The 10,877-nt window shown below is 64.4% G+C and carries 8 protein-coding genes; 3 read left to right on the top strand and 5 right to left on the bottom strand.

Annotated features, from left to right (window positions below; genetic code table 11):
- The first annotated feature begins 486 nt into the window (after window positions 1-486).
- Complete coding sequence (locus G7007_RS18065) at window positions 487-1,866, top strand: amino acid permease (protein ID WP_181103903.1); 1,380 nt, start codon at window positions 487-489, stop codon at window positions 1,864-1,866.
- A 24-nt stretch (window positions 1,867-1,890) separates the two neighbouring features.
- Here the strand turns inward: G7007_RS18065 and G7007_RS18060 are convergent, their stop codons facing one another.
- Window positions 1,891-2,775 (bottom strand): LysR substrate-binding domain-containing protein, encoded by an 885-nt coding sequence (locus tag G7007_RS18060; protein ID WP_181103900.1) that lies wholly within the window; start codon window positions 2,773-2,775, stop codon window positions 1,891-1,893.
- Between the two features lie 183 nt (window positions 2,776-2,958).
- Here G7007_RS18060 and ydiJ point away from each other — a divergent pair, with 183 nt between their 5' ends.
- Window positions 2,959-5,979, top strand: coding sequence for a D-2-hydroxyglutarate dehydrogenase YdiJ (gene ydiJ / locus G7007_RS18055; protein ID WP_181103897.1), 3,021 nt, complete (start codon window positions 2,959-2,961; stop codon window positions 5,977-5,979).
- A 301-nt stretch (window positions 5,980-6,280) separates the two neighbouring features.
- On the opposite strand, the gene G7007_RS22255 is transcribed toward ydiJ, so the two are convergent.
- From G7007_RS22255 to G7007_RS18040, 4 genes are all read right to left on the bottom strand, one after another.
- Window positions 6,281-6,406 (bottom strand): hypothetical protein, encoded by a 126-nt coding sequence (locus G7007_RS22255; RefSeq protein WP_258198613.1) that lies wholly within the window; start codon window positions 6,404-6,406, stop codon window positions 6,281-6,283.
- 143 nt (window positions 6,407-6,549) lie between these two features.
- Window positions 6,550-6,909 (bottom strand): 4a-hydroxytetrahydrobiopterin dehydratase, encoded by a 360-nt coding sequence (locus G7007_RS18050; RefSeq protein ID WP_181103894.1) that lies wholly within the window; start codon window positions 6,907-6,909, stop codon window positions 6,550-6,552.
- Window positions 6,910-6,949: 40 nt separating this feature from the next.
- Window positions 6,950-7,735: a phenylalanine 4-monooxygenase gene (gene phhA, locus G7007_RS18045; protein WP_181103891.1), complete on the bottom strand. Its 786-nt coding sequence runs from the start codon at window positions 7,733-7,735 to the stop codon at window positions 6,950-6,952.
- A 324-nt stretch (window positions 7,736-8,059) separates the two neighbouring features.
- Window positions 8,060-8,317, bottom strand: coding sequence for a DUF2790 domain-containing protein (locus G7007_RS18040; RefSeq protein WP_181103888.1), 258 nt, complete (start codon window positions 8,315-8,317; stop codon window positions 8,060-8,062).
- A gap of 401 nt (window positions 8,318-8,718) precedes the next feature.
- Between G7007_RS18040 and acs the strand changes: the two genes are divergently transcribed.
- Window positions 8,719-10,674, top strand: a complete 1,956-nt coding sequence (gene acs / locus G7007_RS18035; protein WP_181103883.1) for an acetate--CoA ligase — start codon at window positions 8,719-8,721, stop codon at window positions 10,672-10,674.
- Window positions 10,675-10,877: the final 203 nt, after the last annotated feature.

Raw genomic sequence — 10,877 nt, 5'->3', positions numbered from 1 at the left:
GTGGAAGAATGGATGGCAGCTTTGCTCCCACTCGTGCTCGGGGCACCTCGGACAGACAGCTTGCCATCCATTCCTCTCACCTTTGATTCTAGCGATCCTCAAAGACACAAGCGGGCTTGCCCGCGATAGCGTCCTGTCCCTCGCCGCGCCTTGAACCGCCAGCCCCCGTGGCAAAAGCACCTTTCCTGCGTCATACACTTCCACTGGCGACCGCAATCTCGACGAAACGTCTGATTTTCATCGAGAAAATGCCTACCGCGTTGACGCTCTCCGTAACCTGGGGGTATACAATGCGCCGCGTTTTACCTGTGACCTCCCTCGCATATCGCGCTTTCCCGTCACGCTCGTCTTCATGCCGCCCGGCCCTGGCCTGGGCCAGTCGACGGGTCCGGGAACCCAAGGTGCCTCACCTTGCCCATTCCGCCACGCCCTGCGCGCGGTGGGTCCGATTTCGTCACAGCTAGCAACAGGCAGGTGACCTCGTTCATGAGTGGACCACACACATCCTCCGGTGAATTCAAGCGCGGCTTGAAGAATCGCCACATCCAGCTCATCGCCCTGGGCGGCGCCATCGGCACGGGCCTGTTTCTCGGTTCGGCCGGCGTGATGAAGTCCGCCGGGCCGTCGATGATCCTCGGCTATGCCCTGTGCGGTTTCATCGCCTTCATGATCATGCGCCAGCTGGGTGAAATGATCGTCGAGGAACCGGTAGCCGGCTCCTTCAGCCATTTCGCCCACCAGTACTGGGGCGGCTTCGCCGGTTTCCTGTCGGGCTGGAACTGCTGGGTGCTGTACATCCTGGTGGGCATGTCCGAGCTGTCCGCCGTCGGCAAGTACGTGCACTACTGGTGGCCGGAGATCCCGACCTGGGCCACGGCCGCAGCCTTCTTCGTGCTGATCAACGCGATCAACCTGACCAACGTCAAGGTCTTCGGCGAGACCGAATTCTGGTTCGCCATCATCAAGGTCATGGCCATCGTCGGCATGATCGCCCTGGGCAGCTACCTGCTGGTCAGCGGCAACGGCGGGCCCGACGCCTCGGTCAGCAACCTCTGGAGCCATGGCGGGTTCTTCCCCAATGGTGTCAGCGGGCTGGTGATGGCCTTGGCGATCATCATGTTCTCCTTCGGCGGGCTGGAGATGCTCGGGTTCACGGCGGCCGAAGCCGATCAACCGAAGACGGTGATCCCCAAGGCCATCAACCAGGTCATCTACCGGATCCTGATCTTCTACATCGGCGCCTTGGTGATCCTGCTGTCGCTGACGCCCTGGGACGGGCTGGTCAAGAGCATCGACGCCGCCGGCGGCAGCTATGGCAGCAGCCCATTCGTGCAGGTGTTCTCGCTGCTGGGCAGCGACGTGGCGGCGCACCTGCTCAACTTCGTCGTGCTCACCGCCGCGCTGTCGGTGTACAACAGCGGCACCTACTGCAACGCACGCATGCTCTACGGCATGGCCGAGCAGGGGGATGCCCCGGCCGGGCTGGCCAAGGTCGATCGACGCGGCGTGCCGGTACGGGCGATCCTGGTGTCGGCGGCCGTCACGGTGGTGGCGGTGCTGCTCAACTACCTGATGCCGCAGAATGCCCTGGAGCTGCTGATGTCGCTGGTGGTCGCGGCGTTGGTGATCAACTGGGCGATGATCAGCTACTCGCACCTGAAATTCCGCCAGCACCTGAACCGCACCGGCCAGACGCCGTTGTTCAAGGCGCTGTGGTACCCCTACGGCAACTACCTCTGCCTGGCCTTCGTGGTGCTCATCCTGGGGATCATGCTGCAGATTCCGGGCATCAACGTATCGGTGTATGCCATCCCGGTCTGGCTGGGGGTGATGTTCGTGCTCTACCGGCTCAAGACGCGCCGCTGACTGAAGGGGGCTTTGCCCCCTGCTTCAGATCTGCTCCAGCAGCCAGCCGCGAAACGCCCGTAGCGACGGCAACCCCTCGTTGCGCGGCGGATAGATCAGGTAATAGCTGCGCTGACTGGCGAACGCCGCCCCCGCGCTGACCAGTTCCCCGCTGGCCAGTTCGTCTTCCACCAGTACCCTCGGCACCAACCCCACCCCGATCCCGGCGCGCACCGCCTGGATCAGGTGCGACGTCAGCTCGAAACTCGGCCCCAGGCGCATGCTGCGATGGGGCAGGGCGTGGTGCGAGAACCATTCGCCCCAGGCATGGGGGTTGTTGGCCACGTTGAGCAGCAGGGACTCGCTGATATGTGTCGGCGTCCAGGCGTCACCGGTGGTCTGGGCCGAAGGCGGCAGGATCACCACCAGCTCCTCGGCCTGCAGACGGTGGCAGACCAACCCTGGCAGGTCATGGTGGGCGACGCCGATCGCCGCGTCGATCTCGCTGGTCTCGAAGTCGATCGTCTCGATACGTGAATGGATGTGGACCAGCATGCCCGGGTGCGCCGTGTAGAACGCATGCAGCCGCGGCAGTAGCCATTTCGAGCCGAAGGTGGGCAAGGTGGCCAACCGCAGGGTGCCGACGCCGGACTGGTAGGCCAGCGCCTGCAAAGTGGCGCTGCGGATGCGCCCGAGCGCCTCGTTCAGCTCGCGCTGGTACAGGCGGCCGACGTCGGTCAGCTGCACCTGGCGGCCTTCGCGACGAAACAGGGTCAGGCCCAGTTGATGCTCCAAGGCTTGTACCTGGCGGCTGACCGCGCTCTGGGTCAGCGACAGTTCCACCGCCGCACGGGTGAAGCTTTCATGCCGAGCGGCTGCCTCGAAGGCCAGCAGCAGCGACATGGACGGTGTCAGGTGACGGTAATTCATTCATGAAAGTCATCGATAGCGGCAGGATTATCCGTTTGCCCCTGCCGTGAAACTACAGGAACATGGGCCCATTCGTCACTTCGTCCGGATCGATCCATGCCGAGGTGGCACCAACGAGAGCAGGCCCTGCACATTGCCGCCTGCCATGTGACCGTGAATTCGCCGACAAGAGGCCATCCGTCGATGATCGCCCCGCTGCAGCCCCAGCCCTCCGCCGCCCGTTACACAGACTTCCTCGACGCCCTGCGCGGCAGTGGCTTCCGTGGGCAGATCAGTGCCGACTACGGCACTCGCACGGTGCTCGCCACCGACAACTCGATCTACCAGCGCCTGCCCCAGGCCGCCGTGTTCCCGATGGACGCCGACGACGTCGCGCGCATCGCCACGCTCATGGGCGAGGCGCGCTTTCGTCAGGTCGTGCTCACGCCCCGCGGTGGTGGCACAGGCACCAACGGCCAGTCGCTGACCGACGGCATCGTCGTCGACCTGTCGCGGCACATGAACACGATCCTCGAAATCAACGTCGAGCAGCGTTGGGTCAGGGTCCAGGCCGGTGTGGTCAAGGACCAGCTCAACGCCGCGCTCAAGCCCTACGGCCTGTTCTTCGCGCCTGAGCTGTCCACCTCCAACCGCGCCACGATCGGTGGCATGATCAACACCGATGCCAGCGGTCAGGGCAGTTGCACCTACGGCAAGACCCGCGACCATGTGCTGGAGCTGCACAGCGTGCTGTTGGGCGGCGAGCGGCTGCACAGCCTGCCGATCGACGACGCGGCCCTCGACCAGGCCTGCGCCGCGCCAGGACGCGTGGGCGAGGTCTACCGCACGGCCCGCGACATCCAGCAGCACCAGGCCGAGCTGATCGAGCGCACCTTTCCCAAGCTCAACCGCTGCCTGACCGGTTATGACCTGGCGCACCTGCGCGACGAGCAAGGTCGCTTCAACCTCAACAGCGTGCTGTGCGGCGCCGAAGGGTCGCTCGGCTATGTGGTCGAGGCCAAGCTCAACGTGCTGCCGATCCCGCGCTACGCGGTGCTGGTCAACGTGCGCTACGCCAGCTTCATGGAGGCGCTACGCGACGCCAACGCCCTGATGGCGCTCAAGCCGTTGTCGATCGAGACGGTCGATTCCAAGGTGCTGAGGCTGGCGATGCAGGACATCGTCTGGGACAGCGTCGCCGAGTACTTCCCGGCCGATGCCGCGCGTCCGACCCTGGGGATCAACCTGGTGGAGTTCTGTGGCGATTCGCCCGAAGAGGTCAACGCTCGGGTGCTGGCCTTCATCGAGCACCTGCAGGCCGACACCAGCGTCGAGCGGCTCGGCCATACCTTGGCCGAGGGCGCGGCGGCCGTGAGCCGGGTCTATGCCATGCGCAAGCGCTCGGTGGGGCTGCTGGGCAACGTGGAGGGCGAAGTCCGGCCCCAGCCGTTCGTGGAGGACACCGCCGTCCCGCCAGAGCGCCTGGCCGACTACATCGCCGAGTTCCGTGCCCTGCTCGATGGCCATGGCCTGGCCTACGGCATGTTCGGGCACGTCGATGCCGGTGTCCTGCACGTGCGCCCTGCGCTGGACATGAAGGATCCGGCCCAGGCGGCGCTGGTCAAGCCGATTTCCGACGCGGTGGCCGAACTGACGCAGCGTTATGGCGGCCTGTTGTGGGGTGAGCATGGCAAGGGCCTGCGTTCGGAGTACGTGCCCGGCTACTTCGGTGAGCTGTACCCGGCGCTGCAGCGCATCAAGGGCGCGTTCGATCCGCACAATCAGCTCAATCCCGGCAAGATCTGCACGCCGCCCGACAGCGCCGACGGCCTGACCCCGGTCGACGGGGTGACCCTGCGTGGCGAACTGGACCGCACGATCGACGAGCGGGTCTGGCAGCGCTTCGGCAGTGCGGTGCACTGCAACGGCAATGGCGCCTGCTACAACTACGACCCGGACGATGCCATGTGTCCGTCCTGGAAAGCCACCCGTGAGCGCCGTCACTCCCCCAAGGGGCGAGCTTCGCTGATCCGTGAATGGCTGCGTCTGCAGGGGGCTGCCGATATCGATGTGCTGGATGCTGCACGTACACCGACGTCCTGGCTCAAGGGGTTGCCGGCCCGGCTGCGCAACCGTCGCGCGCAACGCCAGGGCCAGGAAGACTTCTCCCATGAGGTCTATGACGCCATGGCCGGTTGCCTGGCGTGCAAGTCGTGCGCCGGGCAGTGCCCGATCAAGGTCAACGTGCCGGATTTCCGCTCGCGCTTCCTCGAGCTGTACCACGGCCGCTACCAGCGTCCGTTGCGTGATTACCTGATCGGCTCGCTGGAGTTCAGCTTGCCGTACCTGGCCCATGCGCCAGGGCTGTATAACGCCGTCATGGGGTCGCGTTGGGTCAACCGCCTGCTGGCGGACCAGGTCGGCATGGTCGACAGCCCGCTGATCAGTCGCTTCGACCTGCAGCGCACGTTGACACGCTGCCGGGTCGGCACCGCCAGCGTACCGGCCTTGCGCGAGCTGACGCCTGCCCAGCGTGAACGCAGCCTCGTGCTGGTACAGGATGCCTTCACCCGCTACTTCGAGACACCGCTGCTGGCCGCGTTCATCGACCTCGCGCACCGGTTGGGCTATCGCGTGTTCCTGGCGCCCTACAGCGCCAACGGCAAGCCTCTGCACGTGCAAGGGTTCCTCGGGGCCTTCGCCAAGGCAGCGATTCGCAACGCTCGCCAGCTCAAGGCGCTCGCCGACTGTGGCGTGCCGCTGGTGGGGCTGGACCCGGCGATGACCCTAGTGTATCGCCAGGAATACCTGAAAGTGCCTGGCCTGGAAGAGGGTCCCAAGGTCCTGCTGCCGCAGGAATGGCTGATCGATGCATTGCCTGCGCGCTCAGGCGAGGCAGCGGGGACGTTCCGGTTGCTGGCGCATTGCACCGAGAAGACCAACGTGCCGGCCAGCACCCGCCAGTGGGAGCAGGTGTTCCAGCGTCTCGGGCTGACCTTGGTGACCGAGGCGACCGGTTGCTGCGGCATGTCGGGCACCTACGGCCACGAAGCGCGCAACCAGCAGACCTCGCGGACGATCTTCGAGCAGTCCTGGGCGACCAAGATGGACAAGGCGGGCGAGCCGCTGGCGACCGGGTATTCGTGCCGCAGCCAGGTGAAGCGGCTGGCGGAGCGTCGCCTGCGGCATCCGTTGGAGGTGGTGTTGGAGCAGGTCGCGCGGTAGGCGGAAGACAGATCGTGGAGCCGCGGCCCTAGTCAGCACGCTGACCGTTCCGCTTGTAAGAGCGGGCTTGCCTGCGATGCGGGCGGCACCTGATCGGGCGCTATCGCTGGCAAGCCAGCTCCCACAGGTCCCGGTTCCACACAGGCATCGGCGTGATGATCGCCCTCCTGTGGGCTTGCCCGCGATGAGGGCGGGACAGGCATCACAGCTCTCAAGTCCGAATGAGCTCAAGTTGCGGAGGGCTTAATACTTCGCTTCCTGAGTCGGCAGCCGGCAACGGCTCACCAGGAAGCAACCACCGTCAGCCCTGATCGGCCTCGGCAGCGCACTCATCTTCCTGCTCGGCATTCGGTGTCGGCTCTGGCGTGGTGTCCAGGGGCGTGTCCGGCGTGAGGCGGGGGAAGGGGAAGTTGGGGTTCTCATGCATCGCATCGTTCCTCGTGAAGGGAAGGGAAGCCTGCGCCTGGCGCAGCTCGAACAAGCCTGGCCAGGGTACAGGAACGCGGATGACAGTTTGACAACGGCTCGCCCCAGCGCCCTGTAAGCGTTCGATCGGCGAGCCGTTTCGGCTTAGGGTTTGAGGCCTTCGGCCTCCTGGGCCACGGTGTCCGTGCGCGCAGCCATGACGAAGTCGTTGCGGTGCAGGCCCTTGATCGAATGGCTCCACCAGGTCACCGTGACCTTGCCCCACTCGGTCAGCAAGCCAGGGTGATGACCCTCTTGCTCGGCGATCGCTCCGACGGCATTGGTGAACGCCAGGGCGTGCCGGAAGTTGCCGAAGCGGAAGACACGCTCCAGTTGCAGGACGCCGTCCCGCGTTTCGATGTTCCACTCCGGGATCTGGCGGATCAGTGTCGCCAGCTCTTCATCGCTGACCTTCGGGGCATCGGCGCGGCAGGCCTCGCAGTGGGCTTGGTTCAGGGTGGTCATGGTCAGGCTCCATTGACTGAAAAGGGCAGGGAAAGGCCGCTCAGGCGGCCTTGGGCGGGAACTTCGGTGCATGCAGCCCCAGGGCCATGGCCTGGTGCACCATCGCCATGATGTCCTCGTGGGCCAGGTCGAACAGGCGCTTGAGCCGCGGCAGCACGAAATACACCGGCTGCAGGATGTCGATGCGGTACGGCGTGCGCATGGCCTCGATGGGGTCGAAGACCTGGTGCTCAGGTGCGTTCGACAGGCTGTAGAGGGTTTCCTTCGGTGAAGACAGTATGCCGCCGCCATAGACGCGACGCCCAGTGGGCGTGTCCAGCAGGCCGAACTCGATGGTCATCCAGTACAGGCGTGCCAGGTAGACCCGCTCCTGCTTGTTGGCCGCCAGGCCCAGCTTGCCATAGGTATGGGTGAACGCGGCGAACCAGGGGTTGGTCAGCAAGGGGCAGTGGCCGAAGATCTCGTGGAAGATGTCCGGCTCCTGAAGGTAGTCCAGTTCTTCGGGCGTGCGGATGAAGGTGGCCACGGGGAAGCGCTTGCTCGCCAGCAGCTCGAAGAAGGTCTGGAAGGGGATCAGCGCCGGCACCCGCGCGACCTGCCAGCCGGTGGTCGCGTCCAGGACCTTGTTGATCTCGCCCAGCTGTGGCACCCGGTCGTGGGGCAGTGCCAGCTGCTCGATGCCGTCGAGGTACTCCTGGCAGGCGCGACCTTCGATGACCTTCAGCTGCCGCTCGATCAAGGTCTGCCACACCTCATGGTCCTGCGCCGGGTAGTCGATGAAACCGCGCGCGTCAGGGGTGCGCGCCACGTAGTGCGTCTGTGTCATGGTGCTCTCCAAGGGATGAGCCTGTTCTTGTTGTCGATGACTGTCGGGTCAGTAGACCGCAAGAGGGGAGACTGTTTCCAGTGGATTCGGCCAGGCAGGGCAAAGCGCCGTGCACTCTGACGGAAGCATCGCCTAGGGGGAGCGATGAACGGTTCGCAGGACCATGGCTGATGAACACATCGGGTCGTGTTGCAGAAGCCCATGAAGAAACATGACCTTGCCCCGTGGGCAAGGTCATGAGATCGGAGAACGTTCTATATGAAGTATCAGCGCTAACGAACGTGCCTAACTTTCATTGGGCAGGCAACTTCCCTATCCAGGGCATTAACCGTTGGAACATCCATTGCCCATGACTTGATATTCGAGAACATGCCGATGGCCACCGGAATCTTCATAGGTCATGCGCGTCGGGACGACGGCGCAGACGTTCGGGATCGGGCTCATCGACAGCACGCGTGCGATGTCCAAGGGCTCGTTGTAATGATAATGCTCGACCGGAATCTGCCCGGTGGCCATCGGTGCTTCATCGGCCATCGCCGTGCCGCACAAGCCACCCAGCATCAACACCAGTAACGCTTTCATCGTCGTTTCACCTGTTCGAGGTCGAAGGAGGGCGCGCGATCGCCAAGGCGTCGCGTCTCAAACCCAGTCTGTCTATAAGTCATCTGTTCGCCGTCACGACTGCCCGCGTGGAGGCGAGTGCACGGTCGTAGAAAACGAGAACAACTAGAAGAGTGTCGACGGCATTGCAGGCCGTCGAGGGAAAGTCTACGGACGCCTCCGGTGAAGAAACAGCGCCACTTTTGATAAAGACTTTTGCAACTTTGCGCAGGTTCGCGCTGTGTGTGGACCGCTGTGCCCTGGTCGAGTGACAGGGCGACCCGGTGGGCGCCAGGTTACTACCAATGTCGAATGGCCGGCCACGCTGCGCTACAGTTACAAACGGTCCCATACAAAAACAACGATGACACCGAGGTAACAAGATGAGTGCGGCGCCCCTGTATCCCGTTCGTCCCGAGGTCATGGAACGTACCCTGACCGACGAGGCCACCTACAAGGCCATGTACCAGCAATCGGTGATCAACCCCGACGGCTTCTGGCGCGAGCAGGCCCAGCGGCTGGACTGGATCAAGCCGTTCACCAAGGTCAAGCAGACCTCCTTCGACGATCATCACGTCGATATCAAGTGGTTCGCCGACGGCACCCTGAACGTCTCCTACAATTGCCTGGATCGTCATCTGGAAGAACGTGGCGACCAGGTGGCGATCATCTGGGAAGGCGACGACCCGGCCGACCATCGCAACATCACCTATCGCGAACTGCACGAAGACGTCTGCAAGTTCGCCAACGCCCTGCGTGGTCAGGACGTGCACCGCGGCGACGTAGTGACCATCTACATGCCGATGATCCCCGAGGCCGTGGTCGCCATGCTGGCATGCGCCCGCATTGGCGCGATCCATTCGGTGGTGTTCGGTGGTTTCTCGCCCGAGGCCTTGGCCGGGCGCATCATCGACTGCAGATCCAAGGTGGTGATCACTGCCGACGAAGGTGTACGCGGTGGTCGTCGTACGGCGCTGAAGGCCAACGTCGACCTGGCGCTGACCAACCCGGAAACCTCGACCGTACAGAAGATCATCGTCTGCAAGCGCACCGGTGGCGACATCGCCTGGCACCAGCATCGCGACATCTGGTACGAAGACCTGATGAAGGTCGCCTCGAGCCACTGCGCACCCAAGGAGATGGGCGCCGAGGAAACGCTGTTCATCCTTTACACCTCCGGTTCCACCGGCAAGCCCAAGGGCGTGCAGCACACCACCGGCGGCTACCTGGTCTACACCGCACTGACCCATGAGCGGGTCTTCGACTACCGGCCGGGCGACGTGTACTGGTGCACGGCCGATGTGGGCTGGGTCACCGGGCACAGCTACATCGTCTACGGGCCCCTGGCCAACGGCGCGACCACGCTGCTGTTCGAAGGTGTACCGAACTACCCGGACATCACCCGCGTGTCGAAGATCATCGACAAGCACAAGGTCAACATCCTCTACACCGCGCCGACCGCCATCCGCGCCATGATGGCCGAAGGGCAGGCCGCCGTGGCCGGTGCCGACGGCTCCAGCCTGCGCCTGCTCGGTTCGGTCGGTGAGCCGATCAACCCGGAAGCCTGGAGCTGGTACTACTCCACCGTGGGCAAGGAGCGCTGCCCGGTGGTCGACACCTGGTGGCAGACCGAGACCGGCGGCATCCTGATCAGCCCGCTGCCAGGCGCCACCGCGCTCAAGCCGGGCTCGGCGACGCGCCCCTTCTTTGGCGTAGTGCCGGCGCTGGTGGACAACCTGGGCAACATCATCGAAGGCGCCGCCGAGGGCAACCTGGTGATCCTCGACTCCTGGCCCGGCCAGTCGCGCTCGTTGTACGGCGATCATGACCGCTTCGTCGATACCTACTTCAAGACCTTCCGCGGCATGTACTTCACCGGTGACGGTGCACGCCGCGACGAGGACGGCTACTACTGGATCACCGGTCGCGTGGATGACGTACTCAACGTGTCCGGGCACCGCATGGGCACCGCCGAGATCGAGAGCGCCATGGTTGCCCACGCCAAGGTCGCCGAGGCGGCGGTGGTCGGGGTTCCCCACGACCTCAAGGGTCAGGGCATCTACGTCTACGTCACCCTCAACGCCGGCGAGGAGCCGAGCGAGGCACTGCGTCTGGAGCTGAAGAACTGGGTGCGCAAGGAGATCGGGCCGATCGCTTCGCCGGACGTCATCCAGTGGGCGCCGGGCCTGCCCAAGACGCGCTCGGGCAAGATCATGCGGCGGATCCTGCGCAAGATCGCCACGGGTGAATACGACGCCCTGGGTGACATTTCCACGCTGGCCGATCCGGGTGTGGTCCAGCACCTGATCGACACGCACAAGACCATGAAAGTGGCCTGACCGCCCTGGTCCTGTGCGCTGAGAAGCCGGACACCCCGTCCGGCTCTCCAGGGCACAGGGCACCGTATCACCTCCATTGCGAAGGGTTGCAGCCCCCCGTCTCCTGGCCCGAGCAGTCACCCAGCCGTTGTCACCGACCTGCGCACCTAGGCGAGGCTTTTGGAAACGTCCAGGCGCCAGACGGGCGCACGTTCTCGCGATCT

It is taken from the genome of Pseudomonas entomophila, from assembly GCF_013523125.1.
GTDB classification, from domain to species: domain Bacteria; phylum Pseudomonadota; class Gammaproteobacteria; order Pseudomonadales; family Pseudomonadaceae; genus Aquipseudomonas; species Aquipseudomonas entomophila_B.
This window is presented reverse-complemented; position numbering and strand designations above follow the sequence as displayed.

Coding starts and splice junctions, on each gene's coding strand:
- phhA (WP_181103891.1), bottom strand. CDS start 7,735: ATGACACAGACGCACTACGTGGCGCGCACCCCTGACGCGCGCGGTTTC.
- G7007_RS18065 (WP_181103903.1), top strand. CDS start 487: ATGAGTGGACCACACACATCCTCCGGTGAATTCAAGCGCGGCTTGAAG.
- G7007_RS18050 (WP_181103894.1), bottom strand. CDS start 6,909: ATGACCACCCTGAACCAAGCCCACTGCGAGGCCTGCCGCGCCGATGCC.
- G7007_RS22255 (WP_258198613.1), bottom strand. CDS start 6,406: ATGCATGAGAACCCCAACTTCCCCTTCCCCCGCCTCACGCCGGACACG.
- acs (WP_181103883.1), top strand. CDS start 8,719: ATGAGTGCGGCGCCCCTGTATCCCGTTCGTCCCGAGGTCATGGAACGT.
- ydiJ (WP_181103897.1), top strand. CDS start 2,959: ATGATCGCCCCGCTGCAGCCCCAGCCCTCCGCCGCCCGTTACACAGAC.
- G7007_RS18060 (WP_181103900.1), bottom strand. CDS start 2,775: ATGAATTACCGTCACCTGACACCGTCCATGTCGCTGCTGCTGGCCTTC.
- G7007_RS18040 (WP_181103888.1), bottom strand. CDS start 8,317: ATGAAAGCGTTACTGGTGTTGATGCTGGGTGGCTTGTGCGGCACGGCG.